Genomic DNA, 16612 nt, shown 5'->3' on the forward strand with positions numbered 1-16612 from the left:
GGGTGGTCAGCGGTTGGCGCAGATCGCGTACACCGAGATCCCGAGGCTGCTGTAGGCGCTCTGCCGCCCCAGAGCGATCCAGCCGCGTCCGTCGTCCGTCGGGAACGAGCCGACGAGCATCGCGTCAGCGCCCTGCGCCTCCGCGCCTCCGCCGACCGCGACCTTCCCGGTCGGGCAGTACACCGTCCGCCGCTGGAAGTTCGGCACGTTCGCGTTGGGCAGCTTCACCACCTGGTACCCGTCGACTACCGCGGCCGCCGCACGGGCCGCCTCCGGCTTCGCCGGCGCCCGGCTGCGCCCTCGGGCGCCCCAGCCGGTACCAGTGCGTCCGAGCCGGCCGGCGGCACCCCTCCCGCTCCGCAGCGAGGCCAGCGCGGCGCCGGAGGATCTGGTCCCGCCAGTGGCGCTCCACCGTCCGCCGGAAGGCGGCGAGGGGCTCGGTCACCGCCCGGGTGCCTCGTGGCAAGCCGCCGTACGACCGAGTGCACGGCTCGTCCTGCTCCCGTTGCCGCACCTCACCGAGACAGCCGCCGTGCCGGCCGGAATGCTGGGATCACACCTTGGGCACGGCCCTCACCGAACGTCAGGATCGTTGCGATGACACCCGCTCCTCCCCCGCACCTGCCACGCCGGCTCCCCGGTCTGTCATGGCACGCGTGACGCTGAGCGCCCAGGGCGCGGCCGCCCCCGGGACGGTCTGGCAGCGCTACGCCGACGTCGACCGGTGGCCGTCCTGGTCCCCGCAGATCAAGGCGGTCCACTGTGCGGGCCGTCGCCTGAGTCCCGGGATGCGCGGCACGGTCGAATCGGTCGCCGGTATCCGTGCCGTCTTCGTCGTGGAAGCGGTCGATCACGACCGCCGCACCTGGACGTGGCGGGTGCGTCTGGGGCGCATCCGGATCAGACTCCACCACGAGGTCAGGCCTCAAGGCCCAGGCAGCGCCACCAGCCTGACGATGTACGGCCCGCAGCTCGTCCTGCTCGCCTACGCGCCCCTCGCCCGACTCGCACTGCACCGCCTGGTGCGGCCCTGACCTTCCGGTCGGCTGCCCGGGCCGCCGGTTCGGCCGGCGCCCGCAGCGGGCGGTGCGTGCAGCGGCCCCGCGGACAGGAGGAGCAGGGTTCCACTGCTGGGCCCGCGGGGCCGCTGTATGACTCACGTACCCTGCGGTGCGCCCGATACGCCCGATCCCTCCCCACCATCCGGGCAGGCGCCCTTTTCACGCCAGTGGGCCCGGCCGTATCGGCCGGGCCCACTCCCGCACACGCGTGGAACGCTTCTCGCGTCGGCTTTTCGTCTACCAGCGGTACCAACGGCCCTTGCGGCCACCGCTGTCCGCCGTACGGACGACGAAGCCCAGCAGCCACACGACGAGCACGATCACCGCGATCCACCACAGCGCCTTCAGTGCGAAACCCGCACCGAAGAGGATCAGAGCCAGCAGAAGAACCAGAAGCAGGGGAACCATAGCTATCAACCTCCTGGCCACCAGGTGCCCTTACCTCACAACTACAAGCCCACAAAACGTGAGTTACTTTCACAAAGTACGGGGCATATGCGGGCCGCCGCGCCACGCAGGTTCCCCCGGCCCGGACCCTCACGCATGATCGCGCGCCCTGCGCGAAACGGCCGGGACAGCTCACGACGGGCCGCGCGCATCACGACCACGGGCTCCGTCCGGCGAGCCGGGGGTCTGTGAAGGGACAGAGACCGCGCCCCCGGCTGAGCGGCCCATACCGGCGTTGACGTGGCTGATGTGGCTGACGTTTGCGCCCGGTCGTCGGTCGCCGCGGCAGCGCCCAGCGGGTGTCCGGCGTGCAACCGCTTCTCGATCACGTATCCGCTCGCCTGTTGCGCGGCTCGCGTAACTCTGCATGCTCCACGGTCCGTTCGTGGACTGGCTGTTGTCCGGGCTCGTCGCGAGACGGGGGGGGCGCGGCCTGGTCCGGCTGCGTCGGCGAGTGCACGAGGGTCGCCGGAACATGGCAGCCCCCCGTCGGTGATGGGACGGTGCCGGTCCCCGCTATGTCGAGCATGACCGGATACGCCGGCCGCGGAGGATGCCGTAGGCAACCGACTTGCCCGACGAGCAGGGGACGTTGACCGGATCGGAGCCTGCGCCGAGGACCTCCGTCGCCGGTGAAGGCATGTGCCGGAAGAAGGCTCCGAGTTCTCGTGCGGGCGGCCCTCGACCCACGCCTCGCGCGGTCGCGCCGGCAGCGGCGCTCCGGCTTGGGATCTGCGCGGTCCGTCCGATCGCGTGACAGCCGAGATGGTCCTAGACTGGTAAGGGCTTCTGGCTGAAATCTGCGGTGCCCCGGCAACCCGGCAGACCCGCAGTCTTCTTCGCCGTCCTTCCTCCTGAAGGGGATTCAGGGAGGCAAAGATGCGCCGCTCGCGTTCTTTCCCCGTCGTTGGACTCTCCCTGTGTGCTGTCCTCGCACTGCCGTCCGTCGCAGCTGCGGACACCACCGCGCCGGCTGCCGAGAGGGCAGTACAGCCCCGGCTTCTGCCGGAGGATCCCCCTTGGTCGGCGTGCATCTACTCCATGGAGCTGAACCAGCCCTATTGGCGAGGCCACTGCGAGGGCTACCAAGCGGGTGAGCGAGCCGGCCGAGTGGCGGGCTGGAGCTGTGCCCCGAGAAACCTTCCGCTGTTCCCGTCGGGCACGCCACGCGCGGAGGGCTACGCCGCCGGCTACACCGTGGCCTACAAGTACTACTACAAAAAGTTCCGCAATCTGAAGGCGTGCGCGCTCCGGCACGGACAGGATCGTCCCGGGCCGATCACCCGCTGAAAGCGCCTGCCGCACCGCACTCAGCCCCCTCTGCGGGCGCTGTGCGAGGAAGACGAACCACCCGCCCGGGCGGCCAGGCGCGTCACGGACACTCGTCGATGGCCTGCCCCTGCGACAGCAGGCCCGCCTCGACCTCCTGGCTCGCGTCAACGCACCGCCGAATCGCGGGAGGTGGAACCCTCATGAGGAGCCGTACTGCACTGACCGGAACCGCCCTGGGCCTGGTGGCGGCCGCAGCCCTGTCGACGCCCCTCGTACCGGTCACCGCGTCGCCGGCCTGGGCCCAGGAGTGCGCAGCCTCCGCCCGCGCTCCGAGCCACAGTCATTCGCACCGGGCCGACCGCCGCAACCGTGAGGTGAGGGAGGCGGTCGTCTGCCTCATCAACGCTCAGCGTGAGCAACTCGGTCTTCCGGCCCTGACCTACAACCAGAACCTGACGACGGCGGCTCACCAGCACGCCTCCGCCGCCGTGCAGCAGCAGTGGTGGGGCCCCGGCAAGGACTCGCACACCAACCCGCAGACATCCTCGACACCGCAGAGCCGCATCCTGGGAGCGGGCTACTGCCCGAACCCCGTGTCCTGGCGGGTCGCCGAGATCACCTACAACGGCTGGGGCGGCAGCGGCACGCCGGACGCCGCCCTTGCCTGGTGGATGAACTCACCGCCCCACCGGGCGAACATCCTCGACCCAGGACTGCGCGAGATCGGACGTTGGGCCCAGGCCGGTGCGGCCGACCCGGCTGGAACAGGCGCGAGCGGAGCCGGAACGTACGTCGTCACCTTCGGAAGCTGCCAGCAGTGAGGCACCCCTACGCCGCGCGTCGGGAGTCTCAACGACCTGGCTTCGTCAGCCCGTGAACGCGGCGCGTGGACCGCCGATCCCCTGCGGTGCCGTGCCGGCCCGATCCCGTTACCCCTGCATCGTCCCCGGACGTGACGTTCGCCGAGGACACAGGGACACCACGGGGTTCACGCGCCCTGCTGCGGAGGCCATCTGACACACCACCAGCACCGTTCCTGGGGTGCTGAGGGGCACGGGCTCCCGATTTGCAGGAGATTTCGCGCAGAGTAGCCTGTAATTGATTACTCCTACCCAATTTCGGAGGTAGGCCATGTTCATCCGCATACTGCATCGGCGCCGCAGGCCGCACAGGCTTCTTCTTCTCGGTGGCGGCCGTCTGATTCGCGGCTTCAGCGGCGGCATGTACGACGGTCACGGATACCACGCCTGACACCGTCCACCGGCCGTCGAGGGGAGGATGCGCGGTGGCCGACCACGCCGAAGCCCTGGTGGCGGTGCGGCGGTTCCTGTCGCCGTCCTGCCGCGTCGTCCAGATGTCCGGCGGAGCTCTGATCGCGGATTTCAGGCGGGCCCGCTTCCTCGGCATGACCACGGCGGACGTCCACACGTTCGTGCACGGAAGCGCCGAGGAACGCGCGGAGCTCGCAGACGCTCTCGTCCGTGCCGGGTGCGCGCCGGCCCGCCGGAAGGAGTATGCGAACGCCGAGATCGGGCTCTGGCTCCGCGGAGTTCGCCTGCTGATCGCGACGGTGGGATTCGGGCGCGTCCTGCGGTTCCTGTCCGTGGCGGCCCCGGACTACGTCCGTGCGGAGCCCCCCGCGGCCGAGGAGGTGGCGCGGCTCAAACGGGCGGTGCAGTCCTTGGCCCACACCAGCTGGTTCGTCAACGACGACTGCAAGGCCGAGGCCGTGACGGCTTTCGTCCTGCTGCGGCGATCCGGGCTGCGGGCCGTGCTGCACGTCGGCATGCGCGAGCACCCGTTCGCCCTGCACGCCTGGACGTCCGCGGCCGGGTTGTGCATCCCGGATGCCGACCCGCGCGGGCATGCGTTCGCACCGATTCTCTCCATCGACCCCGGAGGGCGGTGAGGTGGAAGCGGTCCGCCTCGAGTGGGCCGCGGGTGCGCCACGGCTCCGGGCTGCGAAGGACATGGCGGAACAGGGGCTGGTGACGACGGTCTCCTCAGAGGCCGGCACCGCGACGGTCGTCGGCTGGGTCGGCTCGTTCCGCGACCGCGTGGCGGGTGCGCACCGCCTCCTCGACGCCTTCGCCGGAGCAGGAGTCGTGCCGCGTCCGCCGAACGGCGACTACGCGGCCGTCCTCGTCTACCGCGAGCGCATCCTGCTGATGCGGGACGAGTCCGCACGCATCCCCTTGTTCTTCCGGCAGTCCGACGGCCGGGTGAGCGCGGTGAGCAGCTCGGCGCGCAGCCTCGGTGACGCCGAAGAGCTGGAGCGGCGCTACTTCTGCCGCTACCTGACCGGGAACATGGCGCAGCCCCACACGGCACTCACCCCGTTCACGGGAGTCCGTAGGGTCCTGGGCGGCGAGGTGGTGGAGCTGTCCCCCACCGGGCGGCTGCACGGCCGCATTCGGCGACCCGCCTCCGCTTCCGGCGGACTCCCGCCGGCGGCCGCGGGCGACGCCGGCCCCGGCACAGCGGCCAAGGAGCTGCGCCGCGCGCTGGAGAACGCCGTCTCTCGCCGCATGGGCACGACGACGGCATGCCACGTCTCCGGCGGCCTGGACTCCACCAGTGTCGCCCTGCTCGCCGCGCGGACACTGACCGGAGAAGGCAGCCGTCACGGGGGTCTCGTCCTGCTCTCCGGGCGCTTCGGCAGCGGAGAACTGGCCGCGGAGCAGCCGTACCTGAAGGAGGCGATCCAGGAGATCCGCCGCCATGCGCCCGAAGCCCGCCCGGTGATCGTGGATGCCGGCGACGTGGCCGACTTCGACGACTTCCGCCACCATGCGGGAGACGCGGACGAACCGCATGCGCACGCCTTCCGGGCGCCGTTCTGGAGCAGGCTTCATGCCGCGGCGTCCGAGCGGGGCTGCGACATCCTCCTGACCGGGTGCGGAGCCGATCCGATCGCCGACACCAACCCCTTTCATCTGCATCGGCTGGCCCGCACGGGACGGCTGCGCGGGCTGGCGCTGCAGGCACGCGCCTGGGCCCAGGGCAGCGAGCGGGGCGTGCGGGACATCGTCCACGACTACGTCCTGAAACCGGCTCTTCCTCTGGCGGCCGAGCGGATCGGCATGCTCGCCTCCCCCGGCACGGTGCTCGGCGGTCTCGGCGCCTTCAGCCGTCCCCCATGGCTGCGCTCCGGCTTCGCGCGGGCCCACGGCTACCGTGAGGCCGCCATCGCGGAGAGCAGGTTCGTCTTCGGACGCGCGCCGGAGCGGTCGCTCTACGACGCGGCCAACTACCTCGCCGCTCCCGACCTGCTGTCCTGGCACCGCGCGCGGGAGGACGGCTACTTCCTCTCCCATCCCTTCCTCGACCAGGAGGTCATCGCGCTGATGCGCGGCCTTCCCGCCGAGGCGACGTTCCGTCCGGGGCGGCCCAAGGCGGTTCTGCGTGAGGCGATGGCGGATCTGCTGCCCGCCCGCATCCACCACCGGACGGTCAAAACCCCTTTCGACCAGCTGTACGTCCGCGGCTTGCAGGTACACGGCGACGACCTCATCGGCCTGTGCCGCTGCGCGAGGCATCCACTGGTGCAGGAGATGTTCGACGTCGAGACGCTGTGCCGGGCCGTGCGGGAGGCGCGGCTCGGGGTGGGGGACGCGTACTCCTGGGATCGCGTGAACAGCTCCCTCGCCCTGGTGATGTGGCTGGAGGGGCTTCTCAGCGCCTCGCCTTGACCTCGTCCAGGGTCTCTTCTACCGGGCCGGCATAGACGTCGATCAGCCCGTAACGGTTCACTACCTCACGGAACATCTGCTCAGAGAGGGGACGGCTCTCCTCACCCTCCGGCACGATGGCCGGCGCCACGGTTACACCATGTTGACCAAAGGTCCAGTACGTTGTGACGCGGCGCGCTCTTCTCGTGTAATGATCGATTGCATTGTTTTCTCGCATATCGGACGACTGGATGATGGTGTCCTCCTCTTCCTCCTTCTTGTCCTTTGCCCAGGCAGGCAGCGCGAAGCCCTTCCAGGAGTACTGAGGATCGTCGAATTTTTCCACGACAAGCCGGTCTTTACGTGCGAGGTTCAGGGTGGCGTAGAACGTCAGCTTGTCGAAATTCGTGTTGCTCGGAAGCTGAACAACGGTCCGCGTGAGTGACTCGTCGTTCGCCTTGATCCAATTCCCGGCGGGAATCCACGGCTGCGCCGCCACCAGCTTGCCAGGCTGGTAGACCTCCCTGCGGGTGAGCGGGTGCTTCTCCCGAGACACGGCCCACTTCTCGGCTTGCTCTCGCCACTTCGAGAGGGCCAGGTCCCTCGGGCTGACCGCCACGTCCTCTCCCATGGCATGGAACTCGGCGCCCAGCACGTAGAAACCGATATCGCTGTGATTTACAAGCTTGATTTCGACAGGCACGGAGAATGCCTTGCGGTCCGCACTGAGCACCGCCTTGCCCACCGCCAGCTGCACGAGAGGCGTGGCGTCGCGCCGATACGGCTGGAAAAGGTACTGGTAGCCGAAATTAGCGACCGCCACGGCCGTGGAGATGACGAGTGCCGCGGCCACCCGCCTCGGGGCGGGGATTTCATCCAGCCTTCGCCATACCAGGATGACAGCGGATAGCGAACATACAATGAGCACGAGGGACAGTACTTTGAAACGGACAATCTCGCCATCATTCCAGGTCTGCAGGGCGAGCAAGATGTTCGTCAACAATGCGACGCCGGTACCGACCAGCGCGACCACTCTAAAGTTGGAGATCGGCCCTCGGACCCAGCAGTCCACGACCGCGGCAATACCCACGACCATGATGAGTGTCGCCAACATGAGGGCTGCTCCGGTAACGCACCCCGGGAAGGTCAGAGCCTCCCTGAAGTCCTTGAAGCCGCACCAGCCCACGGGCAGCGCCGTCAGGAGCAGGACCAGCACCACCCATGCCATTTCCGCCCGCGCGCATCGGGATCTCGTCATGCGCCGTCGTACCATCACGTACGAGCCGGAGCGGCCCCCTGACTTAGGCTCGGGGGAAGTCGTCACACGATCACCTCCTGGCGACGCAAAGGAATCCGATCACCATGCTCCGATGTGATCCACGGCGATCACTACACACATTCCGCCGGGATCACCACATACATTCCGCCGGTCGGCCCACCCATCGTGCACTGACGCGGTAACGGCCGTACTCGCGAATTCCCCGATGCCATGTCGTCGCTTCCGGCAACGACATCCGGAATCGTTCGATTTTCACCCAACTCCGATGACATATTTTTACGGTCTCGCCCGAGCTGCGATCCAGCAGGACCCGGATATGCTGGTGTTGACCCCTTCTGTGAGCGCGCGAGACTCGTCATCGACGGTCAGTTGACGCCTGAACGAATTCCGTGGCGTGTGCTCGGAAGGTGATTCCCGTGGCGCGGTTCTGCGCCGAGCCTGGTGATGCCGGACCAACCGCGCTTCCCTCTCAGACAGCGCCTCCGGACCCGCGAAGACCAAGGCACCGCAGAGTCTGCCCTCTTGAACGCAAGGACTCCGACTCACTGGCCGTCCCCCTACCGAGGAGTCATCATGCCCATGCTGCTCATCAAGGGTTTCTACGAGATCAAGGGAACCCAACCCGACGGTGACACCGTCCATTTCACGGCCGACGACCCCACCGAGTGGAGTCTTGTCGGCGGGGGCGCCGGACGTGCCGTTGAGCACAACGCCGTGGGGCGGGCGACACTGCGCCTGGACGCGATCGACGCGCTCGAGACGCACTACGGTCCAACTCGCGTCCACCAGCCCCTGCAATTCGCGCACGCGGCGCGGGACGAGCTGCTGAGCCGGCTCGGATTCACCGACGTCCAGCGCGGTTCGGGCGAGACGGTGACCGCCACCACCCCGGAGACGGTTCCCGGATTCATCCTCACCCGCGGCGCCGACGTCCACGGCCGTTGCGTGGCGCTCGCCGGGAACGGCCCCGCGCCCGGCACCAGCGGCCTGGAGATCGACGTCGACGCCGCCGTGCTGCGGACGACCGTCAACCACCACCTGCTGACCGAGGGGCTGGCCTATCCGACCTTCTACCGCAGCCTGTTCACCAGCCTGCGGACCGAGATGGCCGCCGCGGCCACGGAGGCGCGGGAGGCCGGCCGGGGCCTGTGGCCCAGCGACGTGACCACGACCGGGGCGAAGACCACCGGACTGGCCTCGCTGACGGACGACGCGGTGATCCTGCCCAAACTGTTCCGCAGGCTGGTCGACTACCTCCACCTGAGCATGCCGCTGGCCTGCCTCCCGGCCTTCCTGGCCGGTGTCCAGGACCGCTTCTCCATCCTCTCCACGGGTGAACGGCGGGCCGGTCTGCACCACATCGTGGAAGTCACCAACGACCACACGGTGCGGATGACCCACCCGCCCGAAGACCTCCTCTTCGAGGACGCCTGAGCCCACTGCGCCGGGTTCGCCCCGCCGGGCGGGGCGAACCCGGCGGTGAGATGCGGGAGATGCCCCCCGACGGGGAGGGTGGCCGCGCAGCCTCACGTTGCCGCGCAGCCTCACGCCTCGCGCGTCACTGCTGCGCGAAGTGCTTCTTGAGCCAGGTGAGCAGGGACGCGAACGCAGGGGTCATGGCGGCGTCCGACTGCTCGATGGCTGTCAGCCGGTCGCCGTCCTGCACGGTGATCGTGTAGCTCATCGCGTCCCTGGCACGGCCGGCCTGCTCCACCCGCTCCTCCAGGGGCGTCGAGACGGCCGCCGCCAGCAGGTCGGACAGTTCAGCCGCAGCGGTCTCGGACAGATCGTCCGTGTCCAGCACCTTGGGCGGGCGGCGGCGATCGGTCACCGCCGCCAGCCCGCCGTAGGTCTCCAGGGTCACCTTCACCCGGTGCCCTTCAGCGCGGCCACGTCCTTGGCCAGCCCCGCGACCTTGTCGTTCAGAGCCGCGAGCTGCCCGGCGAGGGCCTCCAGGCCGTTCTCCCGGCCCGCGCCGCCGTTGCCGTTGGCCGCGAGGCTCCGCACCCGGGCGACTCCGGTCGGGACTCCCCGGAGCGGGACTTCCACCTCCTGCCACGCCGACAGTACGGCCGACTGCTCGGGGCTGCCGACACCGAACAGTTCCCCGGCCTTCTGGAAGGTGGTACCCGCGAAGTCCTCGAACCCGTCCTCGGCGCTGGAGGCCTTGAGCGATTCGTACCAGATGCTTCCGGCAGCCTCCCAGGCGAATCCACCGATGCGCACAGCGGTCAGGTAGAACGCCTTGTTCGGAATACCGGAGTTGTAGTGCACCCCACCGAAGTCACCTCGTTTTGTGTCCGGCAGGTGGATGAACTTGCTCATGCGGTCGGGCTGGGGGTCCTTCCCGAACTGCGGGTTGTTGTAGGCCTGACCCGGGTCCTTCATCGACCGCAGGGCGTCGCCGCCGATCCCCGGGGTCCACACGTCACCCCCGATCAGCCAGTCCGCCTCCTCAGCCGTCTGCTTCTTCGACCACTGCTTCACCAGCGACCCGAACACGTCCGACATCGACTCGTTCAGAGCCCCGGACTGGTTGTGGTACTCGAACTCCGCGGTGTTGTCGGTGACGCCGTGCGTCAGCTCGTGGGCGATCACCTCGAGGGATCCGGTGAGGTTGCTGAACTCCTTGCCGTCCCCGTCGCCGAAGAGCATCTGCCGTCCGTCCCAGAAGGCGTTGTTGACCTGGAAACCGAAGTGGACGTATCCGTCCAGGCGCATCCCCCGGCCGTCGATCGAATTGCGCTGGAACACTTCCTTGTAGAAGTCACGCGTGAGACCGAGCGCTTCGAACGCCTGGTTGACGGACGGATCCGCGGACTCCGGGCCGTCCTCCGGCCTCGCCAGAACGGCGTTGACCAGAATCTCCGCCTGCTCGCAGTCGAAGACGGTGCGCCGGCCGTCACCGGGGGCGGCCGCGCCGGCGAAGGACGCCCGCACCGATCGCTCGCCCCGCAGGCGAGCGGTGACCAGCAGGGTGTCCAGGGCGGCCTGGCGCACCTCGCCGTCATCGCTGTCCAGGAGCTTGTCGAGGATGTACGGGGGGATGATGCAGTTGATTGGGCGAGCCCTGCTCATGGGACACCTCCTGAGCGAGAGGACCGATGGCCGAGCACGCGTCACCTTGACGGCTGCTCAGCTGGTACCGGATCACCGATCGTCGCGTTTCAACCGTCAACGCGAGGTGGGATTCTTTGTTCAGCACGGTCGTCATCCCCAGTGCAGCGGCGCGGTCGCGCTGACATCACCAGTTACTTGCCGTCCACGGCACGAGGGGGAAATTGTTCGTTGCCCGAAGAATCTTTGATCGGCCTTCAACTCCCCCTGGACAACACTACGCTCACGCAATAAGCCCTGCATCCTACAACAGCCAGGATCAGGTCATATTTCGCATTCAAATTTTGACGATAGAACGATGAGTCCCGGGCGGCGGCCAAGGCCAAAGAACAGCGGTCACATGCTCTTTGGCAGACGTGGTCATCTTTCGCGGGCCGACTGCGAGAGGAGGGGACTAGCCGGTTGTGGAGTTGTCGCCCCATGTCGGTCAAGTCGGTCCGAACCTCTTCGAATTGTTGACGCTGTCACCGCATCAGCATCATCGCTCCACCGGCGCCGAGGCCGCCGGCTCGGAGATCGCACGCGCCATGAAGAAGAAGACGTCGTCGATGACGCATCGAGCTCCCGGGTGCCCCACGGATTCCGTACCGTACAGGCCGGTGAACTGCACGGACAGCGGATCTGCACGATGAGTGCCGTCAGGAATAGCCTGGAATGGAGCGGCACCGGGGCGGAGCGAACCCTCTCGGTGCACCCTCTCTGCCCCGGAGTGCCGCACAGCAGGGAGGAAGAGTCATGCCCTGGAATCTGAGCGGCACATACCTGGAGAGCTGTAACTGTGACGTGGTGTGCCCTTGCACCACTTCGGGCCTCACCGCACCGGCCGACCACGAGCGCTGCCAGGTGACCTTCGCCTTTCACGTGGACAGCGGGACCGTGGACGACGTGGACGTCTCCGACCGCAGCGTGGCCGTCTTCATCGACGGGCCGCGGGTGATGGCCGAGGGCGGCTGGCAGGTGGCGCTGTACGTCGACGCTTCAGCCGATGACGGCCAGGCGGAGGCGCTGGGGAAGGTCTTCTCGGGCCAGGCGGGCGGCCCGATGGCCGGGCTCGCTCCGCTCATCGGCGAGGTCCTCGGCGTGGAACGCGTCCCCATCGACTACCGCGACGACGGTCGCCACCACGCCGTGCGGGTGGGCGATGCCATCGACATCGAGATCGAGGACCAGATCGCCCCGCAGTTCGGCCAGGACGGCCCGGTGATGAGTCTGACGGGCATGTTCCACCCGGTGAACAGCACACTGACGATCGCCCGGTCCACCCGGGCGACGGGCGACGGCGTGTACGGCCGGTCCTGGGACTTCACGGGCGGCAACGGACACTCGGCGCCCTTCATGTGGTCCGGATGACCGGTGGGCCGGTTATCGTCCGCATCCGGGTGGTCCCCGCCGGGCTGCTGCTGGTCGTGGCGGCCGCCGCCTGGGTCTGGGTGGTGACGCACTGGGGCGGCATGCCGGCCGTGCCCGGCACCATGGGCCTGGGCCTGGCCGCTTTCCTGGCCGTGTGGACGCTGATGATGACGGCGATGATGCTGCCCGCCACGGCGCCCGTCGCCGCCTTGTACGCACGCACCCTCACCGTGCACCGGGCACCGCGCATGGTCGTTTTCACGCTCGCCTACCTGCTCGTCTGGGCCGCGGCCGGGCTGCCGGCGTATGCGCTGGCTGTCGGCCTCGGCCGGGCGGCGCACCTCACCCCTGCGGCGGGGACAGCGGTGGCCGCGGCCGTGTTCGCGGTCAGCGGCGTCTACCAGCTCACGCCTCTGAAAGACCGCTGTCTGGCGAGGTGCCGTTCGCCGATCGGCCTGATGCTGCGCTACGCCTCGTACCCGCGGGCCTCGCGCGATCTGCGTGCCGGAGCCCACCACGGGGCCTTCTGCCTGGGCTGCTGCTGGTCGCTGATGGTGCTGCTGGCGGCGTTCGGTGTGATGAACCTGTGGGCCATGGTGGTCCTGGCCGCCGTGATCACCGCCGAGAAACTCGCTCCGTTCGGCCGCCTGGTGGCCCGTGCCGTGGGGATCGCCTCGATCGTCCTGGCCGTCGCCGTCTTCTGGGTCCCGGCGCTGGCTCCGGGTCTCACCGGCGGCGGTATGGCCGGGATGTGAGCACGGGCGGCGCCTGCCGAGAAGTCCTCGGTGCGGGGCGGCCGCTTCGAGAGGGCTCGCTCGCGGGCGCGGCCTGCACGGACCATTGCGGTGACTTCGCGGACGTATGCGGTTCCGAGCCCGGCCTCGTCCAGCTCTTCGGTCGCGCTCCGCATCGCACCTGGTGCAGGTGAGGTCGCCTCGGCGGTCGTGCCGGTCCGTTCCGGCCCAGGCGGACGGCGGGCACCATGCCCGCGAGCCGGGTGTTCGCCGGTCACCTGGGTGCCGGGGCGGCTACGAGTGGCCGGGATGCCGGGTCAGTCCTCCGGCCCCTCGGTCTCCCGGGGTCCATCGCCGATGGCAATCCGCAGGTCGTGCACGCCCTGCATGACGTCAATGAGGGCTTCTTCCGCCCCGCCCAGAGCCCGCCGGGTTCCCTCGACGTCACCTCGATCGGCATGCATCTGGGCACTGAGGGTGTACAACGCCGTCATGGCGGCAGCGAAAGACGCCTCCCGGCCCGGCAGCGATTGTTCCCCCTCGGACTCGGAGACCTGCATGGCGGTGCGCTGCAGCCTGTTCGTCAGGACGTTCACCGCGAGGCCGGGGTCACGACCCAGCCGGTCCGTCCAACCGAGCGACGTCTGCAGGACATCCTCGATCTCCCCCTCCTCGGACAGCCGCGTCGCAGCAGTGATCTCCCACTCTGCCGTGGCCAGCAGTGCGCCCAGCAGCCGTAGGCGGTCCGCCTCCCGCGGCCCCTCGGAGCGGACCTGCGGATCCGCCACCGGTTCGGCCCCCAGGGCAGCCAACGCCGCCCAGATCTGCTCAGCACTCGCCGGATGCTCACTTTTCATACCCACGCCCTCAGCTTCGCTCCCCGAGGCCGCCCTCGCCCGCCCACACACCGGCGACAGGGACGCGGGAATCGACCCCACGGCCTGCTCCGGGGCGGGGTGCCGGCGCGGACGGCGAGATCACATCCCAAGAGGGCCGGCAGATCGTCCCGTGCCGGCGCCCGCCGTCCTCGCACCACCGCGGTTCGGCCTAGCCTGAAGATCCGCCGGGCAGTCGTCTCTTCGCCTCCCGGCTCGTACGGCACCGCACCCACCGGACGGCAGCAAGCCGACCGGCATGACGCTGACGGCAGTGGAGGTGCTCGGCCTGGGCCAGAAGGTCCTCGAGCGACTGGCTCAGGACCTGGGGGTGTGATAATTCCCGGCTTCGATTGTCACCGCGGTGCATGGTGGTCACAGGTGTTCCTAAGGGAGCACCTGCCCGCCGCCTGGGTTGGACAGCCTTGAGGCGGTGGGCCCGCGCATCGGTGCAGCGGTACGGAACAGCAGGCGGGCCGGGCTCCTTGGGCTCGGCTGTGGGGCATGCCTTGAGCCTGCCGTCGCGGGGACCACCGAGGCGACCGGGGCACTGGCCCGATGACCTTGAGCGACCAGCAGTTCGGCCCGCAGTTCCCGCGTCGGGAACTGCGGGCCGCCATGAAGAGCACCGCCTCACGGGCCGCGCTCGAGGCCGGATTTCGCCGTGAAGGCATCGTCCCGATCGCCCGCGTCCACACCGGCCGGGTCGGCCTCGTCCCGTTCCCCGCGCTCGCAGCCCCAGCCGACGTCACTACAGGCTTGTGCAGTGGCTGGGACTGGATCGAGCCAGCTCGCGGTGCACCCGCCCAAGGCGACGTTCAGGCCAGCCTGTCCGCCGACCGGCCACCTCCCGGTGGATGGGTGTCCCACCAGAGCTTGAGCTGGAGAGTCAGCCCGTTGCCCGCGGCCCGGACGTCCTCCCAGGCCGGCGGATCCTGGAAGAAGCCGTGCGACAGGTGGTCCTTGCAGTCCAGGCGCACTTTCCAATGCTCACCGCGCGGGCCGATGTCCGTGACACCGCGCGTGCGTCCGCGCCCGAACAGCTCGGCCTCTAGGAGGTAAGAGCCTTTGTGCGGGCTCGCCTCGAGTCCGACCACCTCGACCCAGTCGTGCTCGCCGAGGACTTCGGCGCCGAAGTCGTGCAGCCCCATGAGAAAGGGCCTGAGAAGATCACGGACCTGTGTGGTGGGATGCATGGCTTCTCAACACTTCTTCGCAGCTACGCCGATCTTGTCGGGGTTGATGTAGGCGGTGACGATACCCTGCGGGTTGATGTGGGGATTCCTGCCCATCTTGCCGGGATTCGTAACGACCTTGAACCGGCTCTTCGGGGGGCACTGCTTGAGGATGTCGTCGAAGATCCGCCGTCCCGGCATGTCAACGGTGATCGTTCCGGACTGGACGGTGTTCGCTATCTTCCGGTCGAACGCGGTGGACCAGCGGCCCTTCTTCTTCAGGTGCCGGTAACCCCACGTGGAGGAGCCGCAGCGCAGGACGACCACGAGCTTCGGTCCAATCCTGGGCCCCCGGGTGTAGGTGCGGACGACCTTGGACTCGGGAGCGTGGGCGCACGGGTCCTTCTTGGCCTGTGCCACGGTTGACGGTCCGGCATGGCCGCTGTCGTGGGCCGACCCGGGGGCGGCGGCTCCGATAACTCCGATGATGGCCAGGGCGGTTGCGGCAAGGGTGTGTCGCGTGGTCAGCATGTCTCCTCGATTCAGGGAAGGTCACCCGCTCGGTGTCCAGGAAGCACATCGGGGTCTGGGCGGGCGTACGGATCAATGCGCTTTGGTCGCCATCGACGCTTCGACTACTGCTTGCTGCACCGCGTGATCGTAGGTGCGGTGCACGAAGGGAGCCGGCAACCTGTCGGCCCCGCGCGGATCAGCGCTGCGGTGGCGATCGATGGCGGCCGGGGTGGGCGATGATGCAGGCGGCGTGAGCGTGCCGCACAGCGTGGCGCTCACGGTCGCCCCGCAGGTATCGGGGCGTGGTTCAGTTCGTGGTGAGGCCGGCCTTCCAGGACACCGAGGCGCTGGTGGCGACACTCTGCTGTTTGTCGATGGCTTTTCCGACAGAGGCCACTCGCGGGGCGCCGTGCCACTGGGCGGTGGCGCCGGTGTGAGTGCTGCCGCTGCTGGTGGCTTTGATCGCGTACGCGCCGTTGGTGTTGGTGACACGGGCGCCGCTGTCGGTGACCTTCAGCTGCTTGCCCTTGGCCGTCTGGTAGGTGGCCCAGACAGTGTGCGAGGTGACGGGGATGTTGTAGATGGTCTGGGTGACCGTGAAGGTGACGGTCGTAGCGGGCTTCTTCCCACGGGTCTTGGTGATGGCGACGTCGCGGGCGATGCTGATGACCTTGTTATAAGGGACGGTCTTGTGGAAGCCCTTGGGGCCACCCTTGAGCTGCGCTTGCAGCGCGGCGTAGGCGGACCGGTTCTGGAGCTGTTGGAGGAAGATGTACTTCCTCAGGTTGGACAGCTTGGTGAAGGCCTTGAGCGTGGCGGCGGCAGCGTCGGTGTGCTGCTTCTTCAGCCACGCCACATAGGCGTCCTGGGTGAGCTGACGGGGCAGGGCGGTGCCGGCCTGTGAGGCATGCGCGTGAGGGGTGCCGTTGACCGCCGGGGCGGCCGAGGCGGCAGGGGCGAGGATCGCGACAGCGGCGGCGCCTGCGACTGCTGCTGTGCTGACGCGCTGCCAGGGGGAACCAGAACGCACTGCTGCTCCTGATGGGTGGTGTTACAAGGGGTGGTCGTGACGCTACGGGGGTAAGGCCTGCAGGGGTATTGACCATTGGGGCATCACC

At 68.6% G+C, this 16612-nt stretch carries 18 protein-coding genes; 8 read left to right on the plus strand and 10 right to left on the minus strand.

What is annotated here, in order from left to right; translation table 11 throughout:
• Positions 1-6: 6 nt before the first annotated feature.
• Positions 7-231, minus strand: coding sequence for a hypothetical protein (locus N8I86_RS38175; RefSeq protein ID WP_263280265.1), 225 nt, complete (start codon positions 229-231; stop codon positions 7-9).
• 416 nt (positions 232-647) lie between these two features.
• Between N8I86_RS38175 and N8I86_RS38180 the strand changes: the two genes are divergently transcribed.
• Positions 648-1034, plus strand: coding sequence for an SRPBCC family protein (locus tag N8I86_RS38180; protein ID WP_263280266.1), 387 nt, complete (start codon positions 648-650; stop codon positions 1032-1034).
• 264 nt (positions 1035-1298) lie between these two features.
• Here the strand turns inward: N8I86_RS38180 and N8I86_RS38185 are convergent, their stop codons facing one another.
• The gene (locus N8I86_RS38185) at positions 1299-1469 is read right to left on the minus strand and encodes a DUF5670 family protein (RefSeq protein ID WP_011113206.1); all 171 of its coding nucleotides are present in this window, start codon (positions 1467-1469) and stop codon (positions 1299-1301) included.
• A 1080-nt stretch (positions 1470-2549) separates the two neighbouring features.
• On the opposite strand from N8I86_RS38185, the gene N8I86_RS38190 reads away from it, so the two are divergent.
• From N8I86_RS38190 to N8I86_RS38205, 4 genes are all read left to right on the plus strand, one after another.
• Positions 2550-2798 (plus strand): hypothetical protein, encoded by a 249-nt coding sequence (locus N8I86_RS38190; RefSeq protein ID WP_143611409.1) that lies wholly within the window; start codon positions 2550-2552, stop codon positions 2796-2798.
• A gap of 182 nt (positions 2799-2980) precedes the next feature.
• Positions 2981-3601, plus strand: a complete 621-nt coding sequence (locus N8I86_RS38195; protein WP_263280267.1) for a CAP domain-containing protein — start codon at positions 2981-2983, stop codon at positions 3599-3601.
• Positions 3602-4065: 464 nt separating this feature from the next.
• Complete coding sequence (locus tag N8I86_RS38200) at positions 4066-4689, plus strand: lasso peptide biosynthesis B2 protein (RefSeq protein ID WP_263280268.1); 624 nt, start codon at positions 4066-4068, stop codon at positions 4687-4689.
• A 61-nt stretch (positions 4690-4750) separates the two neighbouring features.
• Positions 4751-6472 (plus strand): asparagine synthase-related protein, encoded by a 1722-nt coding sequence (locus tag N8I86_RS38205; protein ID WP_263280269.1) that lies wholly within the window; start codon positions 4751-4753, stop codon positions 6470-6472.
• On the opposite strand, the gene N8I86_RS38210 is transcribed toward N8I86_RS38205, so the two are convergent.
• Positions 6456-7670 carry a hypothetical protein gene (locus N8I86_RS38210; protein WP_263280270.1) on the minus strand — a complete coding sequence of 405 codons (1215 nt, stop codon included), beginning with the start codon at positions 7668-7670 and terminating at the stop codon, positions 6456-6458. The genes N8I86_RS38205 and N8I86_RS38210 overlap by 17 nt on opposite strands.
• Before the next feature lie 633 nt (positions 7671-8303).
• On the opposite strand from N8I86_RS38210, the gene N8I86_RS38215 reads away from it, so the two are divergent.
• Positions 8304-9164: a thermonuclease family protein gene (locus N8I86_RS38215; RefSeq protein WP_263280271.1), complete on the plus strand. Its 861-nt coding sequence runs from the start codon at positions 8304-8306 to the stop codon at positions 9162-9164.
• 124 nt (positions 9165-9288) lie between these two features.
• Here the strand turns inward: N8I86_RS38215 and N8I86_RS38220 are convergent, their stop codons facing one another.
• The gene (locus N8I86_RS38220; protein ID WP_263280272.1) at positions 9289-9600 is read right to left on the minus strand and encodes a protealysin inhibitor emfourin; all 312 of its coding nucleotides are present in this window, start codon (positions 9598-9600) and stop codon (positions 9289-9291) included.
• A complete protein-coding gene (locus N8I86_RS38225) occupies positions 9597-10808 on the minus strand; it encodes a M4 family metallopeptidase (RefSeq protein ID WP_073898913.1) in 1212 nt (403 codons plus the stop codon). The genes N8I86_RS38220 and N8I86_RS38225 overlap by 4 nt, the downstream gene beginning before the upstream one ends.
• 774 nt (positions 10809-11582) lie before the next feature.
• On the opposite strand from N8I86_RS38225, the gene N8I86_RS38230 reads away from it, so the two are divergent.
• Together N8I86_RS38230 and N8I86_RS38235 are read left to right on the plus strand one after the other, a co-directional pair.
• Positions 11583-12197, plus strand: a complete 615-nt coding sequence (locus tag N8I86_RS38230) for a DUF1326 domain-containing protein (RefSeq protein WP_073898911.1) — start codon at positions 11583-11585, stop codon at positions 12195-12197.
• Positions 12194-12952 carry a DUF2182 domain-containing protein gene (locus N8I86_RS38235; RefSeq protein WP_263280273.1) on the plus strand — a complete coding sequence of 253 codons (759 nt, stop codon included), beginning with the start codon at positions 12194-12196 and terminating at the stop codon, positions 12950-12952. Before N8I86_RS38230 ends, N8I86_RS38235 begins: the two co-directional genes overlap by 4 nt.
• 296 nt (positions 12953-13248) lie before the next feature.
• Here N8I86_RS38235 and N8I86_RS38240 read toward each other — a convergent pair whose 3' ends face one another.
• The 5 genes from N8I86_RS38240 to N8I86_RS38260 all read right to left on the minus strand — a co-directional run bounded on the left by N8I86_RS38240 (position 13249) and on the right by N8I86_RS38260 (position 16524).
• Positions 13249-13788 carry a hypothetical protein gene (locus tag N8I86_RS38240; RefSeq protein WP_143611405.1) on the minus strand — a complete coding sequence of 180 codons (540 nt, stop codon included), beginning with the start codon at positions 13786-13788 and terminating at the stop codon, positions 13249-13251.
• Between the two features lie 836 nt (positions 13789-14624).
• The gene (locus N8I86_RS38245; protein ID WP_143611403.1) at positions 14625-15002 is read right to left on the minus strand and encodes a hypothetical protein; all 378 of its coding nucleotides are present in this window, start codon (positions 15000-15002) and stop codon (positions 14625-14627) included.
• 6 nt (positions 15003-15008) lie between these two features.
• Positions 15009-15512, minus strand: coding sequence for a hypothetical protein (locus N8I86_RS38250; protein WP_143611401.1), 504 nt, complete (start codon positions 15510-15512; stop codon positions 15009-15011).
• 72 nt (positions 15513-15584) lie between these two features.
• On the minus strand, positions 15585-15773 hold the full coding sequence (locus tag N8I86_RS38255; RefSeq protein WP_143611399.1) for a hypothetical protein: 189 nt from the start codon (positions 15771-15773) through the stop codon (positions 15585-15587).
• 28 nt (positions 15774-15801) lie between these two features.
• Positions 15802-16524, minus strand: coding sequence for a hypothetical protein (locus N8I86_RS38260; protein WP_263280274.1), 723 nt, complete (start codon positions 16522-16524; stop codon positions 15802-15804).
• Between the last annotated feature and the right edge of the window lie 88 nt (positions 16525-16612).

Source organism: Streptomyces albidicamelliae (assembly GCF_025642175.1).
GTDB lineage: Bacteria > Actinomycetota > Actinomycetes > Streptomycetales > Streptomycetaceae > Streptomyces > Streptomyces albidocamelliae.

What these genes read in the sequence shown, in the direction of transcription:
- N8I86_RS38250 (WP_143611401.1), bottom strand. Translation starts at nt 15,512, where the DNA reads ATGCTGACCACGCGACACACCCTTGCCGCAACCGCCCTGGCCATCATC.
- N8I86_RS38215 (WP_263280271.1), top strand. Translation starts at nt 8,304, where the DNA reads ATGCCCATGCTGCTCATCAAGGGTTTCTACGAGATCAAGGGAACCCAA.
- N8I86_RS38190 (WP_143611409.1), top strand. Translation starts at nt 2,550, where the DNA reads ATGGAGCTGAACCAGCCCTATTGGCGAGGCCACTGCGAGGGCTACCAA.
- N8I86_RS38235 (WP_263280273.1), top strand. Translation starts at nt 12,194, where the DNA reads ATGACCGGTGGGCCGGTTATCGTCCGCATCCGGGTGGTCCCCGCCGGG.
- N8I86_RS38195 (WP_263280267.1), top strand. Translation starts at nt 2,981, where the DNA reads ATGAGGAGCCGTACTGCACTGACCGGAACCGCCCTGGGCCTGGTGGCG.
- N8I86_RS38245 (WP_143611403.1), bottom strand. Translation starts at nt 15,002, where the DNA reads ATGCATCCCACCACACAGGTCCGTGATCTTCTCAGGCCCTTTCTCATG.
- N8I86_RS38185 (WP_011113206.1), bottom strand. Translation starts at nt 1,469, where the DNA reads ATGGTTCCCCTGCTTCTGGTTCTTCTGCTGGCTCTGATCCTCTTCGGT.
- N8I86_RS38230 (WP_073898911.1), top strand. Translation starts at nt 11,583, where the DNA reads ATGCCCTGGAATCTGAGCGGCACATACCTGGAGAGCTGTAACTGTGAC.
- N8I86_RS38180 (WP_263280266.1), top strand. Translation starts at nt 648, where the DNA reads ATGGCACGCGTGACGCTGAGCGCCCAGGGCGCGGCCGCCCCCGGGACG.
- N8I86_RS38205 (WP_263280269.1), top strand. Translation starts at nt 4,751, where the DNA reads ATGGCGGAACAGGGGCTGGTGACGACGGTCTCCTCAGAGGCCGGCACC.
- N8I86_RS38240 (WP_143611405.1), bottom strand. Translation starts at nt 13,788, where the DNA reads ATGAAAAGTGAGCATCCGGCGAGTGCTGAGCAGATCTGGGCGGCGTTG.
- N8I86_RS38225 (WP_073898913.1), bottom strand. Translation starts at nt 10,808, where the DNA reads ATGAGCAGGGCTCGCCCAATCAACTGCATCATCCCCCCGTACATCCTC.